The 22,004-nt window shown below is 73.3% G+C and carries 23 protein-coding genes; 10 read left to right on the forward strand and 13 right to left on the reverse strand.

Going from position 1 to position 22,004, the window contains the following annotated elements:
* Positions 1-25: 25 nt before the first annotated feature.
* From O7611_RS03710 to O7611_RS03720, 3 genes are all read right to left on the reverse strand, one after another.
* Entirely contained in the window at positions 26-880 is an 855-nt protein-coding gene (locus O7611_RS03710) for an aldo/keto reductase (RefSeq protein WP_269696207.1), read from the reverse strand.
* Between the two features lie 97 nt (positions 881-977).
* Complete coding sequence (locus tag O7611_RS03715) at positions 978-2,153, reverse strand: endonuclease (RefSeq protein WP_269696208.1); 1,176 nt, start codon at positions 2,151-2,153, stop codon at positions 978-980.
* Positions 2,154-2,193: 40 nt separating this feature from the next.
* A complete protein-coding gene (locus O7611_RS03720; RefSeq protein WP_194799511.1) occupies positions 2,194-3,171 on the reverse strand; it encodes a LysR substrate-binding domain-containing protein in 978 nt (325 codons plus the stop codon).
* 38 nt (positions 3,172-3,209) lie between these two features.
* Between O7611_RS03720 and O7611_RS03725 the strand changes: the two genes are divergently transcribed.
* Positions 3,210-4,091 (forward strand): serine hydrolase, encoded by an 882-nt coding sequence (locus tag O7611_RS03725; protein WP_194799512.1) that lies wholly within the window; start codon positions 3,210-3,212, stop codon positions 4,089-4,091.
* Positions 4,092-4,231: 140 nt separating this feature from the next.
* A complete protein-coding gene (locus O7611_RS03730) occupies positions 4,232-5,086 on the forward strand; it encodes an MBL fold metallo-hydrolase (RefSeq protein WP_269696209.1) in 855 nt (284 codons plus the stop codon).
* Between the two features lie 156 nt (positions 5,087-5,242).
* Here the strand turns inward: O7611_RS03730 and O7611_RS03735 are convergent, their stop codons facing one another.
* From O7611_RS03735 to O7611_RS03745, 3 genes are read right to left on the reverse strand one after another with little or no spacing between them, the layout of a single operon-like run.
* Entirely contained in the window at positions 5,243-5,998 is a 756-nt protein-coding gene (locus tag O7611_RS03735) for an FkbM family methyltransferase (RefSeq protein WP_194799822.1), read from the reverse strand.
* Between the two features lie 13 nt (positions 5,999-6,011).
* Positions 6,012-7,769 (reverse strand): sulfatase, encoded by a 1,758-nt coding sequence (locus tag O7611_RS03740; protein WP_194799514.1) that lies wholly within the window; start codon positions 7,767-7,769, stop codon positions 6,012-6,014.
* Positions 7,766-8,581 (reverse strand): CDP-alcohol phosphatidyltransferase family protein, encoded by an 816-nt coding sequence (locus tag O7611_RS03745; RefSeq protein ID WP_269696210.1) that lies wholly within the window; start codon positions 8,579-8,581, stop codon positions 7,766-7,768. The genes O7611_RS03740 and O7611_RS03745 overlap by 4 nt, the downstream gene beginning before the upstream one ends.
* 158 nt (positions 8,582-8,739) lie before the next feature.
* On the opposite strand from O7611_RS03745, the gene O7611_RS03750 reads away from it, so the two are divergent.
* Positions 8,740-9,252 carry an ArsR/SmtB family transcription factor gene (locus O7611_RS03750; protein WP_269696211.1) on the forward strand — a complete coding sequence of 171 codons (513 nt, stop codon included), beginning with the start codon at positions 8,740-8,742 and terminating at the stop codon, positions 9,250-9,252.
* Between the two features lie 32 nt (positions 9,253-9,284).
* Positions 9,285-10,379, forward strand: coding sequence for a serine hydrolase domain-containing protein (locus O7611_RS03755; protein ID WP_269696212.1), 1,095 nt, complete (start codon positions 9,285-9,287; stop codon positions 10,377-10,379).
* A gap of 13 nt (positions 10,380-10,392) precedes the next feature.
* Here O7611_RS03755 and O7611_RS03760 read toward each other — a convergent pair whose 3' ends face one another.
* The 4 genes from O7611_RS03760 to O7611_RS03775 form a co-directional block, all read right to left on the reverse strand.
* Positions 10,393-11,814, reverse strand: coding sequence for an amino acid permease (locus O7611_RS03760; protein ID WP_194799516.1), 1,422 nt, complete (start codon positions 11,812-11,814; stop codon positions 10,393-10,395).
* A 116-nt stretch (positions 11,815-11,930) separates the two neighbouring features.
* Positions 11,931-12,635, reverse strand: a complete 705-nt coding sequence (locus O7611_RS03765) for a YqeB family protein (protein ID WP_269696213.1) — start codon at positions 12,633-12,635, stop codon at positions 11,931-11,933.
* Between the two features lie 2 nt (positions 12,636-12,637).
* A complete protein-coding gene (locus O7611_RS03770) occupies positions 12,638-13,423 on the reverse strand; it encodes an ABC transporter permease (protein WP_269696214.1) in 786 nt (261 codons plus the stop codon).
* Entirely contained in the window at positions 13,420-14,319 is a 900-nt protein-coding gene (locus tag O7611_RS03775; protein WP_194799519.1) for an ABC transporter ATP-binding protein, read from the reverse strand. The genes O7611_RS03770 and O7611_RS03775 overlap by 4 nt, the downstream gene beginning before the upstream one ends.
* 132 nt (positions 14,320-14,451) lie before the next feature.
* Here O7611_RS03775 and O7611_RS03780 point away from each other — a divergent pair, with 132 nt between their 5' ends.
* From O7611_RS03780 to O7611_RS03790, 3 genes are all read left to right on the forward strand, one after another.
* The gene (locus O7611_RS03780) at positions 14,452-15,690 is read left to right on the forward strand and encodes a sensor histidine kinase (protein WP_194799520.1); all 1,239 of its coding nucleotides are present in this window, start codon (positions 14,452-14,454) and stop codon (positions 15,688-15,690) included.
* Complete coding sequence (locus O7611_RS03785) at positions 15,663-16,358, forward strand: response regulator (RefSeq protein WP_370584885.1); 696 nt, start codon at positions 15,663-15,665, stop codon at positions 16,356-16,358. The genes O7611_RS03780 and O7611_RS03785 overlap by 28 nt, the downstream gene beginning before the upstream one ends.
* A 108-nt stretch (positions 16,359-16,466) precedes the next feature.
* The gene (locus O7611_RS03790) at positions 16,467-17,033 is read left to right on the forward strand and encodes a hypothetical protein (protein WP_269696215.1); all 567 of its coding nucleotides are present in this window, start codon (positions 16,467-16,469) and stop codon (positions 17,031-17,033) included.
* 186 nt (positions 17,034-17,219) lie between these two features.
* Here O7611_RS03790 and O7611_RS03795 read toward each other — a convergent pair whose 3' ends face one another.
* Positions 17,220-17,999: a D-Ala-D-Ala carboxypeptidase family metallohydrolase gene (locus O7611_RS03795; protein ID WP_194799523.1), complete on the reverse strand. Its 780-nt coding sequence runs from the start codon at positions 17,997-17,999 to the stop codon at positions 17,220-17,222.
* Between the two features lie 257 nt (positions 18,000-18,256).
* Here O7611_RS03795 and O7611_RS03800 point away from each other — a divergent pair, with 257 nt between their 5' ends.
* Complete coding sequence (locus O7611_RS03800; protein WP_194799524.1) at positions 18,257-18,898, forward strand: DUF6642 family protein; 642 nt, start codon at positions 18,257-18,259, stop codon at positions 18,896-18,898.
* Between the two features lie 32 nt (positions 18,899-18,930).
* Complete coding sequence (locus tag O7611_RS03805) at positions 18,931-19,395, forward strand: PPOX class F420-dependent oxidoreductase (RefSeq protein ID WP_030272926.1); 465 nt, start codon at positions 18,931-18,933, stop codon at positions 19,393-19,395.
* Positions 19,396-19,411: 16 nt separating this feature from the next.
* On the opposite strand, the gene O7611_RS03810 is transcribed toward O7611_RS03805, so the two are convergent.
* Both O7611_RS03810 and O7611_RS03815 read right to left on the reverse strand, forming a co-directional pair.
* Positions 19,412-20,053, reverse strand: coding sequence for an NAD(P)-dependent oxidoreductase (locus O7611_RS03810; RefSeq protein ID WP_194799525.1), 642 nt, complete (start codon positions 20,051-20,053; stop codon positions 19,412-19,414).
* Between the two features lie 55 nt (positions 20,054-20,108).
* Entirely contained in the window at positions 20,109-21,341 is a 1,233-nt protein-coding gene (locus O7611_RS03815; protein WP_194799526.1) for a serine hydrolase domain-containing protein, read from the reverse strand.
* 57 nt (positions 21,342-21,398) lie between these two features.
* Here O7611_RS03815 and O7611_RS03820 point away from each other — a divergent pair, with 57 nt between their 5' ends.
* Positions 21,399-21,992 carry a pentapeptide repeat-containing protein gene (locus O7611_RS03820; RefSeq protein WP_194799527.1) on the forward strand — a complete coding sequence of 198 codons (594 nt, stop codon included), beginning with the start codon at positions 21,399-21,401 and terminating at the stop codon, positions 21,990-21,992.
* Positions 21,993-22,004: the final 12 nt, after the last annotated feature.

Genomic DNA, 22,004 nt, shown 5'->3' on the forward strand with positions numbered 1-22,004 from the left:
CGGGGCCCCTCCGACGTGTGACTGCTCAGCTCGGGATGTAGTCGAACTCGTCCGGGTTCGGGCCCGTCCGGCCGGCCTCGCCCCGGTCCAGCGAGGTGAGCCGCTCCATCGCGGTGTCGTCGAGCGTGAAGTCGAAGATCGCGAAGTTCTCCTCGATCCGCTTCGGCGTGGTCGACTTCGGGAAGACGATGTCGCCGCGCTGCACGTGCCAGCGCAGCACCACCTGGGCCGGGGTCCGGCCGACCTGCTCGGCCACGTCGACGACAGTCGGGTCGTCGAGCACCTTGCCCTGCGCGATCGGCGACCACGCCTCGGTGAGGATGCCGTGCGCCTTGTCGTACGCCCGCACCTCCTCGTTGCCGAGGTACGGGTGCGCCTCGATCTGGTTGACCGCCGGCACCACGTCCGCCTCGGCGGCCAGCCGCTCCAGGTGCGCGACCTGGAAGTTGGACACGCCGATCGACCGGACCGTGCCCGCGTCACGCAGTTCCTCCAGCACCTTCCAGGTGGAGACGAAGTCGCCGTCGTAGCGGGTGGGCAGCGGCCAGTGGATCAGGAACAGGTCGAGGTAGTCGAACTTCAGCTCCCGCAGCGACTGCTCGAACGCCTTGCGGGCGTCGTCCGGCCGGTGGAAGCCGTTGTTCAGTTTGCTGGTGACGAAGACCTCGCCGCGGTCCAGGCCGGCGGCGCGCAGCGCCTGACCCACCTCGGCCTCGTTGCCGTACATCTGGGCGGTGTCGATGTGCCGGTAGCCGACCTCCAGCGCGGTGCCGACGGCCCGGACGGTGTCCTTCGGCTCGATCTGGAAGACGCCGAAGCCGAGCTGCGGGATGGTGTTGCCGTCGTTGAGTGCGATGTCCGGAATGCCGTTCTGGGCCATGAGAGCCTCATCTCCGATCGTGCGGTGCCCGGGGCGTGTCCGTGCCAACCGGATGTCTCTACCCGCTCGCCACGCTTCCTCACATCGGGGACGAGCATCAACTCCAGATCGACCGCGCCCACTCGGGGTGGTCGACGAACGGGTTGCGGTTGCCCTGCCAGCGCTCGTGGATGCGCTGGTTGCGGCGCTTCTCGAAGGCGTCCGGCGGATCCTGGTCGTTCCAGGCCAGCAGCTTCGACAGCCGCCCGAGGCGGGGTGCGGAGCCGTTGGAGACCGAGTCGTTCGGTTCCAGGTCCGGCCAGCCGTCGTCGCCCTCGTACCGGATCGCCATGTAGAGGATCATGCGGGCCACGTCGCCCTTCACCGCGTCGCGCGGCTCGAACGAGTCGGCGTCGGTGTAGCAGCCGGGCGCCTCGGCGACCGTGCCGCCGCCCGCATCGAAGTCCTTGTTGCCGCGCAACGAGTTGACCGACACGTCCTCCGGGCGAAGGTGGTGCACGTCGGTGCCGGGACCGGTGGCGGTGCCGAAGTCGCCGTGCGACTTGGCCCAGACGTGCTCCCGGTTCCAGTCGTTCGCGCCGCCGCCGTTGCTCGTCTTGCTCTGTGACCGTCCGCTGTAGAGCAGGACCACGTTCGCCGGGTTGGCCGGATCCTGGTCGGTGTCCTTCAGCGCGTCCCACACCTGGTCGTAGCTGAGCTTCGTCTGCACCCTGATGATGCCGTGCAGCGCGGTGCGCAGCGCCGTCCCGGTCTTGCCGGACGCAGCCGCGTAGTAGGCGTCCGGCGCGGCGGTGCCGGTCGGGCTCGGGGTCGGCGTGGGACTCGGCGTGGTGCCGCCGCCGAGGCTCATGGCGGTCGGGTTCTTCAGCCCGCCGTGGCTGAAGTACGCGGTGAGCGTGCCGGTGGCGGTGACCTGCCGCCCGCGCAGCGACGGGTTGGTGAGCAGCCCGAAGGTGCTCCGCCAGGCGGCCGTCACCTGCACGTACAGCATCCGGGCGGTGCCGGTCTCGCCGGCCTGGTCGGCGATGGCGATCGCGGTGTCGGCGGTGAAGCCCGAGGTGAGCACCGTGGTGGTGGCGGTGGGCTGGCCGATGACGTAGCCGGTGACGGTGGCCGTCCGGCCGTCCTGGGCGGCGAGGGCCTGCGCCACCGTCAGTGTGGTCGCGGCCGACGCGGCGCCGGTGACGCCGAGCGGGAACGCGACCGCGACGGTGAGCACGACCGCCGCGATCAGCCGCCCGGGTCGCGAGCGGGTGACGCACTTGATATTCATGATCAGCTATGTTAGTCGGATCGGGGTGAACTGCGGGAGGTCAGCGGGCCAACTTCTCGTCCCGGCCGGCCTCGAACAGCACCGGCCACGGCCGGGCCGCCGGGGCGAGGAGCGCCGGCCCGCCCGGTTCGTCGGGCGCGGCGAGCGTCTCGGTGGCGAGGTGGCCGAACATCGGCGCGGCGGGGTGCGCCGCACGGATCGGCCAGGCCGCGGAGATCCGCCGGACCAGCGGCGTACCGGTGATCGGCCGCCACGCGACACGTGGTTCCCGGCGGGCCAGCGCGGCGGGCTCGACGGCGACCGCGCCGCCGGCGAGGAGCAGACCGAACAGGAACTCCGGGTTGCGCGCGGGGCGGACCCGGGCCGGGGCGAAACCGTGCTGCCGGCACACGGTCAGCAGATGCTCGTGCCAGCCCGGAGCGGTGGCCGGTGGCGCGGTGACCAGGTCCATGCCGGCCAGATCGGCGAGCGCGATCTCCCGCGGTCGGGCCAGTGGCGAGGCCCGGGGCAGCAGCACACCCACAGGTACGTCCACCGGCTCACCGAAGCGCAGCCCGGCCCCGTCGACCGGATGGTGCAGCAGGCCGACGTCCAGCCGCCCGTCCGCGAGCATCCGGTGCTGCTCGGCGCTCGTCAGTTCGTGCAGGTCGAGGGCGAGCCCGGGCGCGCGGGCCGCGAGCGCGTCGAGCAGCGCGCGCAACGTCACGGCCGGGGTCTCCGGGGGTACGCCGGCACGCAGCACCCCGAGCGCGCCCCGGCGGACCCGGTCGGCGAGGTGACGCAGCCGGCGTTCACCGGCCAGCAGCTCGTCGGCCTCGCCGAGCAGCAACTGGCCGGCGGTGGTGAGGCCGACCTGGCGCTGTGACCTGTCGAACAGGGTGACGCCCAGCTCCCGCTCCAACCGCTGGATCGACTGGCTCAGCGGCGGCTGTGCCATGCCCAGCGTCTCGGCGGCCCGGCCGAAGTGCAGTTCCCGGGCGACCACCACGAAATGCCGCAGGTGCCGCAGCAGGTCCATCCGCGCACCCTAGCGTCGCCGCTGGTTACCGTGTCGGCGTGGATGTGGCGGAACGGGTCGGGGAGATCTTCGGGCGGGCCGGGGTGCGGGGTTGCCTGCACGTCGTGGACGTGGACGACCCGACCGGCGGTGAGGTGGCGCTGCGCGCCGACGAGCAGATCGTCATCGCCTCCATCTTCAAGATCATGGTGGTGCTGGAGTTCGCCCGGCAGGCGGCCGCCGGCCAGCTCGACCCGACCGAACGGGTGCTCGTCGGTGCCGCCGACCGGCTCGGCGGCTGGGGTGTGGCCGGCTGCGCCGACGACGTGGAGGTCTCCCTGCGCGACCTCGCGTACCTGGCCATGTCGGTGAGTGACAACACGGCGGCCGACCTGCTGCTGCGCCGGATCGGGGCGGACGTGCTGCCGATGCTGGCCGCGGAGCTGGACCTGCCGCGCACCCGGATCGTCGGCGGCCCCCGGCAACTCGTCGAGACGATGCTCTCCGACGTGGGCGCACGCACCGAGGCGGACTTCGCGCGGATCTTCCCCACCCTGTCGCCCGAACAGGTCCGCGCGATGCGGGTCTTCGACCCCGAGCACACCAGCTCCAGCACCGCCCGGGAGCTGACCCGGCTGCTCCGCCTGGTGTGGCGGGACGAGGCCGGCCCGGCGCCCGCGTGCGCCATGGTCCGGGAGCTGATGGCACGGCAGCTCTTCTGGACCCGGCTGGCCGCCGGTTTCCCACCCGGGGTCCGGGTCGCCGGGAAGACCGGCACCCTGCCGGGACTGCACCTCGAAGCCGGCGTCGCGGAGTACCCCGACGGCCGCAGGTACGCGATAGCGGTGGCGGTACGCACCGAACGGCTGGCCGCCCGCCGGATCGACGTGGACCTGGCGATGGGGGAGGCGGCCCGGACCGCCGTCGATTCGTTGCGTTGATCCGGGCCGGGCCACCGGCCTGGCCTGCGGTGATGTCGGTCCGGATATCGGTCGTTGCGCTCGTCGATCTTGGACATCGGCGCCGGCGGGGTGGTGGTCTGGGCCTACCGATCACCGATCCCGAACGGGGAGGACGACACATGCCCGAGAACCAGCCGTCCGGCTACGCCCGCCGTCGACTGCTACGCGACACCGCGGTCGGCGCCGCCGCCGTCACCACCGCCGGACTCGTCGTCGGCGCCCCGGCCCGCGCCGCCGGGCCGAGCCCCGTCGCCGCGCCGAGCCGTGCCGCCGGCGGTACGCGACGCGGCGGCGCGGTGAGCTTCCGCTGGTGGGGTACCTCCGGCTGGCGGATCGACATGGGGGACCGGACGGTGCTCGTCGACCCGTACCTGAGCCGGTACGACACCGGGCTGTTCCGGAAGCCGTTCAACCCCGACACCCGGCTGACAGTGGCCGCCGACGTGGTCGACCGGCTCGCCGACCGGGCGGAGAACGTCTTCGTCACCCACACCCACTGGGACCACTTCAACGACGTGCCGCACATCGCCGCCCGGACCGGTGCCCGGGTCTTCGGCACGCTCACCGCGTATCACCTCGGCCTGGCGTACGGACTGCCGGCCGGGCAACTGGCCCCGGTCAAGGGCGGCGAGGTGCTCGACTTCGACGGGTACACGGTGGAGGTGGTCGGCTCGCTGCACAGCCGGAATCCCACCTGGTCGATGGCCTTCCCCGGGGTACGGGTCACCCGGCCGCCGCGTCCGGAGACGATCGCCGACCTGCCCGAGGGCGACACGCTGGCGTACCAGATCAGGATCGACGGCGGCCCGTCCGTGTTCTTCATGGGCGCCAGCGACTTCGACGAGCGCAAGCTGAGCGGACTCGCCCCGGACGTGGCGATGGTCGCCTCCGCCGCCACCACGGCGACCGCCGACTACGTGCCCCGGCTGATGGCCGCGCTGGACCGCCCGAAGGTCGTGGTGCCGGTGCACTAGGACAACTTCGAGACGCCGCTCACCAACCCGCCGACTGTCGCCGACAGCGACCGGGAACGCCTCGACGCCCTCGTCGCCGAGGTGCGCCGGGTCTCGCCGCGCAGCCGCGTGCTGGTGCCCGAGTACCACACCGCGTACCGATTCTGACGGCGCCGCTCAGGAGGCCGCCAGCCGGGCGTAGACGTCGCCGGAACGACCGGCCGGGCGGTACGTCTCCAGCAGGCGCACCAGCTCGGCCGCGTCCAGCCACCGATCACTGGCGAACCGCATGGTCTCCACGGGCGAGTAGTTGTAGCGGTAGCCACCCGCCGACGCGCCCAGCCGTTCCACCAGCTCCAACGCGGCCAGCGCGGAGTCGTGCGCGGGCGGCAGGTACTCGAACGACAGCCCGCGCACCGGACGGCTCAGCCCGGCCAGCACGTCGACCTCGAAGCCCTCGACGTCGACCTTGCAGAACGCCGGTACGCCGTGCCGCTCGATCAGGTCGTCCAGCGTCACCACCGGCACCTCGACCGACCGGTCCCAGCGGACCCCGGCGAAGCTCGGATCGGCGGTGACCGACTCGATCCACGACGACGACATGGTGGACACCGTCGGAGTCGCGCTGGACAGCTCCAGCCGCGCGCTCCCGGACCGGGCGCCGACAGCCGTCGGCTCGATCGTCACGTCGGCGTCCCGCCCGAAGCCCAGGCGCAGCACCCGCAGGCAGTCCGGCTGCGGCTCCACCGCCACGACGCGCGCGCCCAGCCGTCGCCAGGTGCGGACCCGGCCGCCGACGTGCGCGCCGATGTCGAAGCCGAGGTCGCCGGGGGAGAGGAACTGCCCGTAGAGCTGCCGGGCACGCCGGTGCTTGGCCGGCTGTCCGTGGTAGACGGCCAGGGAACGGGTGATCCCCCAGGCCCGCGCGAGCATCGTCACGACATCCCTAACTGTGAGTGGTGGACTTCGGTCCGAACGCGTGCAGGAACCGGTCGCGGAACGACTCCATCGGCCAGACCGGGGCCTGCGGGTCGGGGTTGAGGCCGTCCTGCCAGCCCCACCCGGCGATGCGGTCGAGCACTGCCGGGTCCTTGGCGACGACGGTGATCGGCACGTCCTTGCCGGCTCCCTCGCCGGTGACCGCCCGGGCCGGCTGGTGGTCGCCGAGGAACACGAGCACCAGGTTCTCGTCACCGTAGCGCTGCACGTAGGAGATCAGCGTGCGCAGCGTGTAGACCACCGACTGCCGGTACGCCTCCCGGGTGCCCTCCGCCGAGCGGTCGGCACGCGCGGTCCCCTTGTAGACCGAGCCGTCCCCGACGTCGTCCCAGTCGACCAGCGGCGGCACCGGCGTCCACGGAATGTGGCTGGACAGCAACGGGATCTCGGCCATCACCGGCGCATGTCCGGGTCCGCGCTCGCGGCGCTGGAACGTCGACAGCGTGTACTGGTCCGGCGGTGAGGAGAAGCTGAACAGCGGCCCCCGGTAGCCGAGTTCCTTCACCCCGTACACCTGGTCGGGGGAGAAGAAGTCGGCCTCCGGCCAGGCCCGGGTGAGTGCCGGCATGACCAGCGTGGTCCGCCAGCCGGCGCGCTTGAACGCGCCGTTGAGGGTCAGGTGGTCGCTGCGGACCAGGTTGGTGTAGCGCAACTGGTTGTCCGCCCGGATGCCGCTCATCAGGGTGGCGTGCGCGAGCCAGCTTCCGCCGCCGGTGGTGGACGAGGTGAGGAACGCGCTGCGGCTGCCGTATCCGGCCGCGCGCAACTGCCGGGTCCCCTCGTCCAGGACGGCGTCCACCTCCGGCGCGAGGTCCGGGTCCTCCAGCGCGACCCGGCCGTAGCTCTCCACGAACGTGAACAGCACGTCCTTGCCGCGCAGCGCGGTCAGCAACTCGTCGCCCGGCACGTTCTGGAACGGGTCGCCGGCGAGCTGCGTGTTCAGCGTCTCCTGGTCGTTGAGGCCCGCCCGTACCTGCCGGGCCCGGTCGTAGAGACCGGACGCCACCGTGTCGGCGGCGACCGGGACGCCCGGCACGATCTGTGCGCCGAGCACGGCGCAGACCACCCAGGCGGCGGCGAACGCGGTGGTCGCGCGCGCGGTGACCCGCCGGTGGCCGGCCACCACCCGGGTCAGCCGCCGCACCGACAGCGTCACCAGCAGCGGTACGGCGAGGACGGCGACCACGGCCAGCGCCACCGCGCCCACCTCGGCGGTCCGGCCGTACGACTCGGACAGGAACTCCGCGCCCGCGCCGAGGAACGTCCAGTCGGCGATCAGGTCGAAGGGGCGGTCCAGCACCAGCGAGAACCCGAGGTCGGTGACCTTGAGGACGAGGACCAGACCGAGCAGCGCGCCGAGGATCGTGGCCACCACCCGGCGCGGACGCGGCGGCAGGACCAGCAGCAGGGCCACGCCGATCAGCCCTTCCACCGGGATGCGCAGGAACGCGCGGGGGGTGAATTCGTTGACCTCGCTCGGCGCGACGAGTGCCACCAGCACGAGCACGGCGGCCAGCGCGGTGACCATCGCGGCGAGCACCCGCCGGGTACGCCGGCGGCCGGTCTGCCGGGCGTCGGCTGTATCGGCGTCCGGGGCGCCGCCGTCCTCGCGTGTGTCGGTGTCCGGAGTGGTGCGGTCCGGGACCCGGTCGCCCTCGGTCGTGGTGCCGGCGTCGTCGTCCGCCGCGCGGGACAGGTCGGTCACCGGTGCCGACCGCCGACCTCGGCGGGCTGCCGGGCGATCCGCACGCCCGGCGTCCACTCGGGCCGGTGACCCGCCGGTGCGGGGGAGACCGGCGCGGCCGGGAGCGCGCGCGGCGCCGGCCGTACGCGGTGCCGCCACAACCAGGCGACGTCACGGCCGAACGACTCGACGAGCATCGCGAGCGCGCCGAGAAGCACCGCGACTGCGAGCAGCCGGGGCAGGACGCCCGCCGCCACCACCGCCAGCGCGATGCCCTGCGTGGCGGCCACCACCTTGCGCCAGTAGCGCGGCGGCAGCGAACCGCGCATCCAGGGCAGCACCCAGCCGGCGGCGACGAAGACGTACCGCATCGCGCCGATCACCAGCACCCAGGCGCCCACCTGGTCGGCGACGTATCCGCAGAGGACCAGGACGAGGAAGGAGTCGACCTCCATGTCGAACCGGGCCCCCAGCGCGCTCACCGTGCCGGTACGCCGGGCCACCTGCCCGTCGACCCAGTCCAGCGACAGCGCCACCGCGCTCAGCACGACGAGCACCGGCACCACGATCGGCTCGCGGAACGAGTCGACGGTCAGCGCGGCAACGCCACCGGCGAGCGTCGCCCGGGTCAGCGTCACCCAGTCCGCAGGCCCGAGCCGGTCCGCGCCCGAGCGGCGCAGCCCGCATCCGAGCGCCGCGACCGTCACCACCCCGAAGAGCAGACCGGCAAGCCAGCCGTACGCGCTCAGGCCGACCGTGCCGGCCAGGGCCGCGAGTACGCCGACCTGGAGAATCGCCCCCGCGAATGGATCAGTTCGAAGTGCGGACACCATGCCTCCGAGGTAGACGTCACGAACCACACGTGTGTACGGAGAACATGCCCGAACAGTTCGTTCTGATACCGGAAACGCGCCAGCAGAAGTAGCGGCACCGGCAGCTCCGCACGTTTGTTTGTTTGCACGTAAGTACGTACTTCCGTACTATCGCTGCCGTGGCAAGCGTGGAGGAACGGCTCGCGGCCCTGGAGGCCCAGGTGGCCCGGCTCGTCGGCGAGCGGGACGCCGGAGCCGGCGCGGCGACCGGCGAGGTCGCGCCGGCCGACGCCCTCTGGGCGCTCGGCGGCCTGAAACAGCGGATACCCGCCGACGGCACCGGGGCGGTGCTCTACACCGGCACTGTCCGCACCGGGGACCGGCACTACGACTGGCAGTACGGCTCCACAGTCGACGACCTGCTCGACGACGACTGGGCGGCACTGGCCGGCACGCTTACGGCGCTGGCGCATCCGGTGCGGCTGCGGCTGCTGCGGGAGATCCTCGGCGGGCGGCACGGCACCGCCGAACTGGCCGACCTCGACGGGCTCGGCACCACCGGTCAGCTCCATCATCACCTGCGGCAACTCGCCGCCGCCGGCTGGCTGCGCAGCGGTGCCCGAGGGCGCTACGACATCCCGCCCGAGCGGGTGGTGCCGCTGCTGGCCATCCTCACCGCAGCCCGCCGCTGATCCGGACATCCACCCCGACGGAAGGCAGCACCATGCGTACCCCGATCGTTCTCGCCGTCGCCGCCGGCCTCGCCGCCACGGCCGTGGCCGCCGTCCGGAAGCCCCGGCCACCGCGCCTGGGCCCGCAGCAGACAGGCGACGCGGACCTGGCCGCGACGGTCCGGGCCGCCGTCGACGACACCGAAGGGCTGCGCGGCCTCGCGGTCGCCGTGATCGAGGGCGACCGGGTCCGCGTCGCGGGCCTCGGCGAACGGGCGCGCGGCGGGCCGGCCGTCGAACCGGGCACGCCCTTCGAGATCGGCTCGATCGCCAAGCCGCTCACCGGGATGCTCCTGGCCCGGCAGGTGGCGGCCGGTGCGGTCGACCCCGACGACCGGCTGGCCGCCGTCCTGCCCGGCGTGACCGGTCCGGCCGGCGGCGTCACGCTCGCCGAACTCGCCAGTCACCGGGCCGGGCTGCCCCGGCTGGCACTCGACTCCACGGGTGCGACGATCCGCATGTGGTGGGCGGCGTCCACGGCCGGAAACGCGTACGCCGGCTACGACGTGGACCGGATCGTCGCCGTCGCCGCGAACACCGAGCCGGGCGGAGACCGCGGCACCGTCTCCTACTCGAACTTCGGCGCGGCGCTGCTCGGCCAGGCGCTGGCGGCCCGGGCCGGCGTCGGCTACCCGGAACTGCTGCGCCGGGACGTGCTGCGTCCACTCGGCATGACCGCCACGCTGGCCGCCACCGAGGCCGGGCACCTGCCGGCCGGGCGGGCCGAGGGCGCCACCGCCGCCGGCCGCGCCGCCGACCCGTGGCTGGGCGCGGGCTACGCCCCGGCCGGCGTCGGAATCTGGTCCACGGCCGAGGACCTGGCCCGGCTCACCGCCGCGATGCTCGCCGGCACCGCCCCCGGCGCCGACGCCGCCATGCCCCGCTTCGACGCCGGGGACGACGGCCGGATCGGGTACGGCTGGTTCACCAGCCGGCACGGCGACCGGGAGATCGTCTGGCACAACGGGGGAACCGCTGGCTTCCGGGCGATCCTGGGCTTCGACCGGGCCGCCGGCCGGGGCGTGGTGGTGCTCGGCAACACCACGCGCGACGTGGACCCGATCGGCCTGCGACTGCTCGACGGCTGAGGTGACGCGGCGGTCAGCGGGCCCGGTCGGCGGTGTCCTCGTCGCGCCGGGCCAGCGCCGAACGGCGGTAGCCGTACAGCGCGTAGACGACCGCGCCGAGCAGGAACCAGGCGCCGAACCGCAGCCACGTCACCGGGTCGAGGAACGTGATCAGCCAGATCGAGAACACCACGCCGATCGCCGGCACCACGGGCATGCCGGGGAGCCGGAACGTCCGCGGCGCGTCCGGGCGGCGGTAGCGCAGCACGATCACCGCCACGCACACCACCACGAACGCCAGCAGGATGCCGATGTTCGTCAGCTCGGCGGCCTGCCGGATCGGCAGGAAACCGGCGATCAGCGCCGAGCCGACACCGACGATCCAGGTGACCCGGGTCGGTACCCGGCGTACCGGGTGGACCTTGGCGAACCAGCCGGGCAGCAGCCCGTCCCGGCTCATCGAGAACCACACCCGGGTCACGCCGAGCATGAACGTGAACATCACGGTGAGGATGCCGATGATCGCCCCGACCGCGATCACACTGGCCAGTCCGGAGAGCCCGACCGAGGCGAACGCGGAGGAGAAGCCGCTCTCCGGGTCGATGTCCCGGTAGTTCTGCATGCCGGTGAGCACCAGCGTGGCCAGCACGTACAGCACCATCGAGATGACCAGCGACCAGATGATCGCCTTGGGCATGTGCCGGCGGGCGTCCCGTGACTCCTCCGCGGCGGTGCTCATCGCGTCGTACCCGAAGACGGCGAAGAAGACGGTGGCCGCGCCGGTGATCGCGCCGCCGACGCCGAACGGGAAGAACGGCGAGTAGTTGGCGGTCTTCACGTGGAAGAAGCCGACCACGATCACCAGCAGCACGACGGCGACCTTGAGGCCCACCACGAACGTCTCGAACCGCGCGGCGGCCTTGATGCCCCGGGTCAGCAGGAACGCGATGAGCAGGCAGAGCACCACCGCGAACAGGTCCACCCGGTGCCCGTCGCCGGTGCCGGGCGCGCCGAGCATCCAGGCCGGCAGGTCCGCGCCCAGCTCGTTGACGAGGAAGCCGAAGTAGCCGGAGATGCCGATGGCCACGACGGCGACGATCGCCGTGTACTCCAGCAGCAGGTCCCAGCCGATGAACCAGCCGACCGCCTCGCCCAGCACCGCGTACCCGTAGGTGTAGGCCGACCCGGCCTTGGGGATCATGCCGGCGAACTCCGCGTACGAAAGCGCGGCGGCGGCGCTGGCCAGACCGGCGATCAGGAACGACACCAGCACGGCCGGGCCGGCGGTCTCGTTCGCCACCGCCCCGGCCAGCGCGAAGATGCCCGCGCCGATGATGCCGCCGACCCCGATCGCGGTGAGCTGCCACAACCCCAGTTCGCGGGAGAGGCCCGCGTCGGTCTCGTCGGCGATCTGCTCGACCGGCTTGCGCCGGAAGATGCCCTGTCCCACGGCCATGCCGGTTCCTCCCGTCGCACCGACGTACTCCGGCCGGGCCGCCGCCGTCCGGCGAGCCGCACCCGTATGGACGAACGTAGATGCTCGGCGCGAAGATCGCAGCGCGACCGCGGCGGTCAGCCCGGCGGTGGGCCGGCCACCAGCCGCCAGTACTGCCGTTTGCCCTCGTCGCGGACCACGACGCCGAGCCGGGCCAGCTCCCCGTGCAGCTCCCGGGTCTCGGCGTCGTGGCCGCCGTCGAGCGCCCGCTGCCGGGCGCGTAGCAGGGCGTCCGCGCCGGGCGGCAGGCCGGGCAGCCCTTCCACCCACCGCCGGTACGCGTCCCGGTGCGGGTCCTGGCCGGTCCACGGCCAGCCCTGCCTGGTGAACGCCTCCCGCAGCCGCTCGGTGTCCAGGTCGGACTTCTCCCGGGCCAGCTCGCCACCGGCGGTGTCCAGCAGCACCAGTGCCTTTCCGTCGACGAACACCCCCGCCACGTCGGCGCGGGCCAGCTCCCGGCCGTGCCCGTCGCGGTGCAGCCGTACCGTCCGGTGCCCGACCGTGACGGTCAGCCGCTCGCGGACCGCCACCACCGCCAGGAACAGGCCGCCGAGCAGGCCCACAGCGGCCCCGATCGGGTACGACCGCTCGTCCGGCCACCGGGTGAGCAGCTCGAACAGGCCCTGGAACGGGAACCAGGCCAGCCCGGCGATCCAGCCGGACAGCGCGGTCAGCCCGGCGCCCAGACCTGCCCCCAGCAGCGGGAATCCCGCCCACATCAACACCAGCTCGCCGCGTCCGCCGTCGACCACGACGTCCTCGCCGGGTTGCCGGACGGCCACGGTCAGGACACCTCCCGGCGCATGGTGCGGACCAGACCGGCGACCAGCGGCAGGAGCACCCAGACGGCGAGCGAGACGCCGAGCCGGCCCCACTGCCCGCCGGTCATCTCGGCGCCGAGCAGCGGCTCCATCGTGTACGAGGTGTCCAGCCAGCGGGCCGGCTCACGCAGCGCCGAGATCATCGCGGCGAGCAGGCTCCACACGGTGGGCAGCAGCAGGTAGGCGACGATCGCCAGCGGCGTGTTCAGCAGCAGCAGGCCGAAGGCGGCGCCCATCAGCACGTTCACCACCTGGAACACGGCCGCGTGCGGCAGCAGTTGCCAGTCGAACGTCCAGGCGCCCGCCCCGCCGGTGGCGCGGGCGGCGAGCGTGCCGACGACGGCGACGGCCAGGCTGACCAGCACCGAGGCGAGCGCGGCGAGCACCACCGCGACGAGTTTGGCGACGATCACCCGTTCCCGGCGCGGCACCAGCGCGAACGTGGTGAGCGCGCTGCGCTGCGACCACTCCCCGGTGATGGAGAGGATGCCGAGCACCGGCAGCAGCAGCCCGACCGGCAGCAGCGACGGGGTGAAGAAGGCGGTGAACGTCTGGTCGGCCGCGTCCACGACGAACAGCTGCACCACCACGATCACGGCGGCGATCAGCCCGATCGTGATCAGCAGCCAGCGTCCGGCCCGGGTGTCGGCGAGCTTGCGCAGTTCGACGGCGGTCAGCCGGGCCAGCGTCGGTCCGGCGACGGCGGCCTCGGGACGCGGCGGCGCGGGGGTACGGGTGGCGGTGGTCATCGGACGGCCTCCTTGGTCGACGCGCCGGCGGTGAGGGTGAGGAAGAGTTGTTCCAGGCCGCCGCTGCCGGCCGGGCGCAGCTCGGTGAGGACCAGTCCGGCGTCCGCCGCGGCCTGGCCGACCTCGCCCGGCTCGGCCCGGACCACGAAGCCGCCGTCGGTGCCGGCGGTGGCGGGCAGCGCGGCCCGGTCCAGCGTCAGGCGCAGGGCGTGCGCGTCGCGGGCCCGCACGAGGGTGCCGGCGCCGGCGAGCAGCTCGTCCTTGCCGCCCTGGGCGACCACCCGGCCGCCGCCGATCACCACCAGCCGGTCGGCCACCGCCTCCACCTCGCGCAGCAGGTGCGAGGAGAGCAGCACCGTGCCGCCCCGGTCGGCGAAGTCGCGCAGCAGGCCGCGCATCCAGAAGATCCCCTCCGGGTCGAGGCCGTTTGCCGGCTCGTCCAGGATCAGGACCCGGGGGTCGCCCAGCAGCGCCAGCGCCAGGCCGAGCCGCTGCCGCATGCCCAGGGAGTACGCGCCGACGCGGCGCCGGGCCGCGGTGTCGTTCAGGCCGACCTGGTCGAGTGCCGCCGCCACCCGACCTCGGTCCACGCCCATGGTCCGGGCGGCGAGCGTGAGCGTCTCCCGGCCGGTCCGCCCGGCGTGCTGCGCCGAGGCGTCGAGCAGCACGCCGATCTCCCGCCCCGGGTTGGGCAGCTGCCGGTAGGGGCGGCCACCGACTGTGGCGCCGCCCGAGGTGGGCGGCGTCATCCCGCAGATCATCCGCATCGTGGTGGACTTCCCGGCGCCGTTCGGCCCGAGGAAACCGGTCACCGAACCCGGTTCGCACCGGAACGTGACGTCCTCGACGGCGGTGTGCGGGCCGTACCGCTTGGTGAGCTGGTCGACTTCGATCATGCCGTCGAGCCTGCCGGGGCCACCCGGTCACGCGCTGCGGCCGGCGGTCGGCGCCGCCGTCGACCTCGGTTCACCGCAGGCGTCGACTTTGGTAGCTGGTAGCCGGGCCGGAAGGCTTCCTAGCATGGACTGGTGACCAGCGCCGCCGTACCCGATCATCCCTGGCTCCTGCCGGGCTCCCTGGTGCCCGCCCGAGCCGCCCGGCGGACGCCGCGGGACTGGTTCGTGGACAGCGTGGTGTTCGTGATCGCGATCCTCTGGGTGTTGCTCGCACACGGCGACGTCACCAGCGCCACCCCGGAGTTCGGGCTCAACGCCGGTCCGGCCTGGTTGGAGGAGGTCGACGTGCTCGTCGGCCTGCTCGTCAGCGGTGCGCTCTGGCTGCGCCGGCGCTGGCCGGTCGGGCTGGCGGTGGCCACCGCGCCGCTGGCGCTCTTCTCGGTCACCTCCGGCGCGGCGCTGCTGATCATCACGTTCACCGTGCTCGTGCACCGGCCGCTACCGGTGGGCCTGGCCCTGGTCGGCTGGAATCTGCTGAGCCTGCCGGTCTACCTCGCGGTCCGGCCCGACCCGACGATGCCGTTCTGGGGCTCGGTGATCTGGACCGCGTTGTTCATCTGCGTGGTGGTGGCGTGGGCGCTGTTCGTCCGCGCCCGCCGCCAGCTGGTGCTGTCCCTGCGGGACCGGGCCGAGCGGGCCGAGGCCGAGCAGCAACTCCGGCTCGACCAGGCCCGGCAGCTCGAACGCGGCCGGATCGCCCGCGAGATGCACGACGTGCTCGCCCACCGGATCTCCCTGCTCAGCCTGCACGCGGGCGCGCTGGAGTTCCGGCCGGACGCGCCGCCGGAGGAGGTGGCGCGGGCGGCCGGGGTGATCCGGGCCAGCGCGCACGCCGCGCTCCAGGACCTGCGCGAGGTGATCGGCGTGCTGCGGGCCGAGGTCGGCTCCGAGGCCACGCCGGAACGGCCGCAGCCCACGCTGGCCGACGTGCCCGCGCTGGTCGCCGAGAGCCGCGACGCCGGGGTACGGGTCGCCGTGGTCGACGAGGTGATCGAGCCGGAGGCGGTGCCCGCCGCGATCGGGCGCAGCGCGTACCGGATCGTGCAGGAAGGGCTGACCAACGCCCGCAAGCACGCACCGGGCGCGGTGGTGACGGTCCGGCTCGCTGGCGGCCCGGGGGACGGGCTCGCGGTGGAGCTCCACAACCCGTGGCCGGTGGGCGCGTCGCCCACCGCCATTCCCGGTGCCGGCACCGGGCTGGTCGGGATCGCCGAGCGGGTCACGCTCGCCGGTGGCCGGCTCGAGCACGGGCGGGACGCCGACGGCGGGTTCCGGCTGACCGCCTGGCTGCCCTGGGCGGCGACCCGGTGAGCGCGCCGGTGCGGGTGCTGATCGTCGACGACGACCCGCTGGTCCGAGGCGCGCTGTCGATGATCCTCGGCGGCGTACCCGACCTGGCGGTGGTCGGTGAGGCCACCGACGGCGCCGAGGTGCCGGCGGCGGTCGCCGCGTACGCCCCGGACGTGGTGCTGATGGACATCCGGATGCCCCGGGTCGACGGGCTGGCCGCCACCGAGGCGCTGCGTGCCACAGCGGAACCGCCCGAGGTGCTGGTGCTCACCACGTTCGACGCCGACGAGCAGGTGCTGCGTGCGCTGCGCGCCGGGGCGAGCGGCTTCCTGCTCAAGGACACCCCGCCGGCCGAGATCGTGGCGGCGGTACGCCGGGTCGCGGCGGGGGAGGCGACGCTGTCCCCGGCGGTGACCCGCAAGCTCATCGCGCACGTCACCGGTACCGCGCCGGTGGCGAGCCCGGACCCGAAACGGGAGCGGGCGGTACAACTGCTCGACGGGCTCTCCGAGCGGGAGCGGGAGGTCGCGGTGCTGCTCGGCCGGGGCCGCACCAACGCGGAGATCTCCGCCGAGCTGTTCATGAGCGTGGCGACGGTGAAGGCGTACGTGTCGCGGCTGCTGACGAAGCTCGACCTGAACAACCGCGTGCAGGTGGCCCTGCTGGTCCAGGACGCCGGCCTGGTCTGACGCGCCGCGTGGCGGGATTGAACTGCTGCCGTTTCCCGGCCGTACCAGTGGTCGAGGATGTGGTGCGGCCGTTCCGCCGTACCGCTGCCGAGCTGCGGGAGGCCTGCCGTGCGAGTTGGTGAGCAGTCGACGGATCCCATCGACCAGATCCTGGGCGAGGTGCCGGTACCGGCACCGTTGACCCCCGAGGACGTCCGCCTCGCGGTCCGGGCGGTGGTGGTGCATGCCGCCGAGGAGTGGCCCGCGGGGCCGAAGTGCCGCAACGACGGGTCGTCGTTCCCCTGCCGGTTGCATCGCTGGGGCCGGCGCGTGCTGGAGACACACGGTCTCAACGACCGTCAGATCGACGCGCTGATCCGGCACGGCAACCCGTTCGTGCACGTGCCCTTCCCGTTCGTGCTGACCGGGCCGTCCGGCGCCCGTCCGGGCCCGGGGCAGGTGGCCCGCCCGGCCTCGGGGCAGGTGGCCCGCCCGGCCGGACAGGTGACGCGGCCGGGCGTACCCGGTCAGGCCGGCCGGCCCGTGCCTGGGCAGGTCGCCCGTCCCGCCGCCGCGGCTCAGGCGGCGCGCGGTCCGGTCCCGCGGGTCGCCGCGCCACCGGTGCGGCCCGGTCTGCGGCCCGTCGCCGCCCGGTCGGCTCCCACCGCCCGGCCCCGCTGGCCCCGGGCGAGCTGACCCCCGCCGCCCGGTTCCGGGCGGACCGCCTGCCTCCGGGCCACCGGCCCGGGGTGAGCTGACGCCCGGCGCCCGGTTCCGGTCGCGTAGACGCCCCGTCGCGGAGCGGCGTCGGTCGTGCCGGAGCATGCCGACGGCGGCCCGGCCGGGGAGCCCCCACCCCCGTGCCGGGCCGCCGTCACCGCCTCACTTGACTCCGCAGTCCGGGGCGGACCAGTCCCTGGTGTTCGCCACCTTGTCCCGGTTGTTCTCCCGCCGCGAGTCCACGTGCGTGTGGTCGTCGTGGTCCGGGTAGCCGGGCCCGTAGATGCCGCTGAAGCCCTGGTCACGGGCGGATCGGGCGATGTCGCAGAGGCTGCGGTGCTTGGCGATCAGGTCGGCCGCGGTGCCGTAGAGGTGCTGGCTGTCCGCGGCGCCGCCGACCTGCCGGTTGCAGGCGATGCTGCGGAACCCGCTGGTCACGTAGAGCGGCTTGTCGCCGAGGCTGCGCCGCAGCGCCTCCAGCTTCCACATGGTGCGCAGCGCGTTCTCCCGGGTGGCCGACGAGGAGAGCGGGCCGCCGGCCCACCCGCCCTTGCCGCAGCCGTTGTCCAGCTCGGCGTAGCTGAAGTGCTTCGGCGTGCAGTCGCTGTCCTTCTGCAGGTCGTAGATCTTGGCGAACGTCTGCGGTCCGGCCACGCCGTCGGCGCGCAGCCCGTACGCGGCCTGGAAGCGCTTGACCGCGGCGGCCGTCTCCGGGCCGTACACACCGTCGACCCGGACGATGCCGCCGTACGCGGCCCAGCCGGCCACCCGGATCTGGAGCTGCCGGACCTCGGCGCCGGAGCTTCCCTGGGACAGCGTCCGCTTCCAGGTGTAGCAGCCGTCGGCGTGCGCCGGTGGCGCGGCCACGACTGTCGCCACGGCGGCGCCGGGCAGGGCCAGCGCGAACGCGACCGCCGCCCGCTTCAGGGTGTTGACGCGCACAGAGTCCTCCCGATGTCAGAGCGGAACTGGGATCCGACGGGCACATCGACCGGTACGTCCCGTCTCTCTCACCGTGACAGGTGCGAGGATTCTTCGTGGTGATTAGCCGAAATTGTTCTTACATCGGTCGTTTGCTGGGTATCAGCTGTGAATACTGCCTGTTTGCGTACGCGCCGCCGGGTGTCGCCCGTCGGAGGTGAGCGGTAACGTCTGCTCCCGGACCCGGGCGGCGACCTCGACGGGCGGGGAGGTGGGCGTTGGCGCGTGGCGGCGTGTTCTGCGTCGAGGGGCAGTGGCACCGCGACCTCAACGAACGAGGATCCGTCCTGCCCACGCTCGACCTGCTCGAACGACTCGGCCGCATCCGCTACATCCACAAGGACGCGGCCACCCGTGACGAGCTGTTCTACTTCGTCGACAGGTGGCTGCTCAAGCAGTACGCGGACCACCGGGTGGGCTTCTTCGCCATGCACGGCGAGCCGAGCCGGCTCTGCCTCACCGACTGGGACTCGGTCGAGCTGTCGGACGTGGCCGAGCGGATGGCCGGCCGCTGCGAGGGCCGCCGCCTCTACTTCGGCAGCTGCTCGGTGCTGCGTGCCTCCGACGCCACGCTACGCGAGTTCCTCGACGTCACCGGCGCGGCCCTGATCTGCGGCTTCACCCGCGAGGTGGACTGGGTCGAGTCGGCCGCCTTCGAGACGGTGCTGCTCGACGTGCTCGCCAACGGTCAGCGGCACAACGCCGCCGAGGTGCGGATGCGCTCGGCGCACTGGGCACCGCTCGCCGCGTACCTCGGTTTCCGGGTCATCTACGCCAACGGCCGCGCCTGGCGGCCCTCGGCGCGCCCGCGCGTGCCGGAGCAGGTCCCGGCGCAGCGGTCCGCAGGGCGTCCACGCTGAGAACGACGGGCGTGCCTGGTAGAACCGAGGGCATGGCACGCAGCATCGCGAAGAACACCCGGGTCGACCGGGACGCCCTGATCGAGTTCCTCCGCCCCCGCCACCACGTCGTGCTGATGACCACCCGCTCCGACGGTCGTCCGCAGTCCTCCCCGGTGGCCTGCGGCGTGGACGCCGAGGGCCGTCTGGTGATCTCCACCTATCCCGAGCGCGCCAAGGTCGCCAACATCCGCCGCGACCCGCGCGTCTCCGCGTGCGTGCTCTCCGACGACTGGAACGGCCCGTGGGTGCAGGTCGACGGCGTGGCCGAGGTGCTCGACCTGCCCGAGGCGCTGGAGCCGTTGGTCGAATACTTCCGCAGCATCTCCGGCGAGCACCCCGACTGGGACGAGTACCGGTCGGCGATGGTCGCGCAGGGCAAGTCGCTGATCCGCGTCACGATCGAGTCGTGGGGTCCGATCGCCACCGGCGGCTTCCCGGCCCGGCTGGCCGACTGAACCGGTACGCGCCGGGTCAGTACGCGACGGTGAACCGGGCGTTGCCGAACCGGGGATCCTCGATCTCGTCGACGATCGCCACCGCCAGATCCTCGTAGGTGAGCACCGAACGGCCCTGCGCGTCGGTCACCGGGTGGTCGGTGCCGGTGCGGTAGTGCCCGGTCCGCTCACCCGGGTGGAACTCCAGCGGCGGCGGCGAGACGTACGTCCAGGTCACCCCGTCCGCGCTGGTGCGGTAGAACTCCAGCGCGTCGGCCTGGCCGTGCGCCGAGTCCCGGTACTCCTCCGGGAAGTCCGGCTCGTCCAGGTAACGGGTGCCCTTCGGCGTGAGCAGCGTCGAGCCGCCGCCGACGTGGATCACCCGCGGTGGGTCCGGCAACTCACGCAACGTGTCGACCAGCGTCCGCGCGGCGTCGCGCCACAGCTCCCGCTCGCCACCGCCGATGGCCACCACCAGCACGTCCGCATCCTCGGCCAGTTCGCGTACGCTCCGCGCCGAGGTGGCGTCGCCGGTCACCGTGCGTACGCCGGGGGGTAGATAGCCGACCGCCTCCGGACGCCGCACCGCCGCTGTCACCCGGTGCCCCCGCTCGACCGCCTCGGCCGCGATCCGCGAACCTGCCGTCCCGCCGGCGCCGAACACGACGATGTCGCTCATGCCTCACAGGCTAGGCAGCCCACCCGGGGACGGCGGGACGTTCCGCCGAACCGGCTCAGTCGACGATCGCCGAGTAGACGAGCTGGCGCAACTGGCTGCGCAGCGGGTACGTGCTCGACGGCATCAGCTGGGTGAACAGCAACGCGGTGACCTCCTCGACCGGGTCCACCCAGAACGCGGTGCTGGCCAGTCCGCCCCAGTAGAACTCGCCGACGCTGCTCGGCACCCGCGACGGCACCGGGTCCAGCACCACCGCGAAGCCCAGCCCGAAGCCGATCCCGTCGAGGATCGTCTCGGCGAAGCCCTCCGGCGAGAACGACGCCAGGTCCCGGTTGCCCGGCAGATGGTTGCGGGTCATGAAGCGCACCGTGCGCGGCCCGAGCAGGCGCACGCCGTCCAGCTCGCCGCCGCGCAGCAGGAACTGGGTGAACCGGTGGTAGTCGGCCGCCGTGGAGACCAGCCCGCCGCCGCCGGAGTGCCAGGTCGGCTCCGCCAGCGCGGCCCGGCCCACCCCGTCGGCGCGTACCGCCTGCCCGGTGGCCGGGTGCGGGGCGTAGAGCGCGGCCAGGCGCTTCGCGTCCGCCGCGTCCACCCACCAGCGGGTGTCCGTCATGCCCAGCGGACCCAGGATCCGCTCGGCGAAGAACGCGTCCAGCGACTGCCCGGAGATCACCTCGACCAGGCGGCCCAGCACGTCGGTGGAGACGCCGTAGTTCCAGCTCGTGCCCGGCTGGAACAGCAGCGGCAGCCGGGCCAGCCCGGCCGAGGCCGCCGCCAGGTCCGCGCCCGCCGGCACGCCCAGGTCGAAGCCCGCCGCCCGGTACAGGCCGTCGACCACCGAGACCTGGGCGAAGCCGTACGTCAGGCCGGCCGTGTGGGTGAGCAGGTGCCAGATCCGGATCGGCTCGACCGCCGGCACGGTGTACGGCTTGAGCACCGAACCCCGGTCGTAGACGCGCACGTCGGCGAACTCCGGCAGCCAGCGGCTGACCGGGTCGTTCAGCTCGAACCGGCCCTCCTCCCAGAGCATCATCGCGGCGACCGAGGTGATCGGCTTGGTCATCGAGTAGATGCGCCAGAGCGTGTCCGGCTCGACCGGCGTACCGGCCTCCCGGTCCCGCAGCCCGTACGTCGAGGAGTGGGCGATCTCGCCCCGCCGGCTGACGACGATCTGCCAGCCGGCGAGCCGGCCGTCGTCGACGTACCGGGCGAAGTGATCGTCGATCCGCGCCAGCCGGGCGGGATCGAAGCCGACGTGGCCGGGGTCGGTGCTCACCGTGACACTCACGACCGCGAACCTACCCGCCGGTACCCGCGGCCGGGAAGTGTCACTAGGGTCGGTGGCATGCCCGAGCCGGTCGAGGACGTCACCTACCGCCAGCAGGACTGGTACGCCGAGGAGCTGGCCGACCGGCACTTCGTGCGGTGCGAGTTCTTCCACGTCGACCTGACCGAGGCGGTCAGCCGCGGCGCGGTCTTCACCGACTGCGTGTTCGGCAACGTGGCGTTCAACGCCTCCCGGCACACCGACTCGGCGTTCACCAGGTGCTCGTTCAGCAAATGCAACCTCTTCGAGGCCGAGTTCACCGGCTGCAAGCTGGTCGGCAGCACGTTCGACCGCTGCGACATGCGCCCGCTGCGCGTCGACCGGGGCGACTGGTCCTTCGTCACGCTCGCCGGGGCCGACCTGCGCGGGGCGCGGATCACCGACGTACGGATGCGGGAGGTCGACCTGACCGGCGCCGACCTCACCGGCGCGACGCTGACCGGCGTGGACCTCTCCGGCGCCCAGCTGCACGCCGCCAAGCTGATCCGGGCCGACCTGCGCGGCAGCGACCTGTCCGCGCTCGATCCGACGGCGGTGCAGCGTTCCGGCGCCCGGATCGACGCCGAGCAGGCGGTGATGCTGGCCCAGGTGCTCGGTTTCCAGGTGGGCTGAAAAGGCGCCGCG

Source organism: Micromonospora sp. WMMC273, from assembly GCF_027460285.1.
Classification (GTDB): Bacteria; Actinomycetota; Actinomycetes; order Mycobacteriales; family Micromonosporaceae; genus Micromonospora; species Micromonospora aurantiaca.

Coding starts and splice junctions, on each gene's coding strand:
- O7611_RS03760 (WP_194799516.1), bottom strand. CDS start 11,814: ATGGCCGTGGGACAGGGCATCTTCCGGCGCAAGCCGGTCGAGCAGATC.
- O7611_RS03730 (WP_269696209.1), top strand. CDS start 4,232: ATGCCCGAGAACCAGCCGTCCGGCTACGCCCGCCGTCGACTGCTACGC.
- O7611_RS03810 (WP_194799525.1), bottom strand. CDS start 20,053: ATGAGCGACATCGTCGTGTTCGGCGCCGGCGGGACGGCAGGTTCGCGG.
- O7611_RS03715 (WP_269696208.1), bottom strand. CDS start 2,153: ATGAATATCAAGTGCGTCACCCGCTCGCGACCCGGGCGGCTGATCGCG.
- O7611_RS03720 (WP_194799511.1), bottom strand. CDS start 3,171: ATGGACCTGCTGCGGCACCTGCGGCATTTCGTGGTGGTCGCCCGGGAA.
- O7611_RS03755 (WP_269696212.1), top strand. CDS start 9,285: ATGCGTACCCCGATCGTTCTCGCCGTCGCCGCCGGCCTCGCCGCCACG.
- O7611_RS03775 (WP_194799519.1), bottom strand. CDS start 14,319: ATGATCGAAGTCGACCAGCTCACCAAGCGGTACGGCCCGCACACCGCC.
- O7611_RS03820 (WP_194799527.1), top strand. CDS start 21,399: ATGCCCGAGCCGGTCGAGGACGTCACCTACCGCCAGCAGGACTGGTAC.
- O7611_RS03770 (WP_269696214.1), bottom strand. CDS start 13,423: ATGACCACCGCCACCCGTACCCCCGCGCCGCCGCGTCCCGAGGCCGCC.
- O7611_RS03745 (WP_269696210.1), bottom strand. CDS start 8,581: ATGGTGTCCGCACTTCGAACTGATCCATTCGCGGGGGCGATTCTCCAG.
- O7611_RS03735 (WP_194799822.1), bottom strand. CDS start 5,998: ATGCTCGCGCGGGCCTGGGGGATCACCCGTTCCCTGGCCGTCTACCAC.
- O7611_RS03805 (WP_030272926.1), top strand. CDS start 18,931: ATGGCACGCAGCATCGCGAAGAACACCCGGGTCGACCGGGACGCCCTG.
- O7611_RS03710 (WP_269696207.1), bottom strand. CDS start 880: ATGGCCCAGAACGGCATTCCGGACATCGCACTCAACGACGGCAACACC.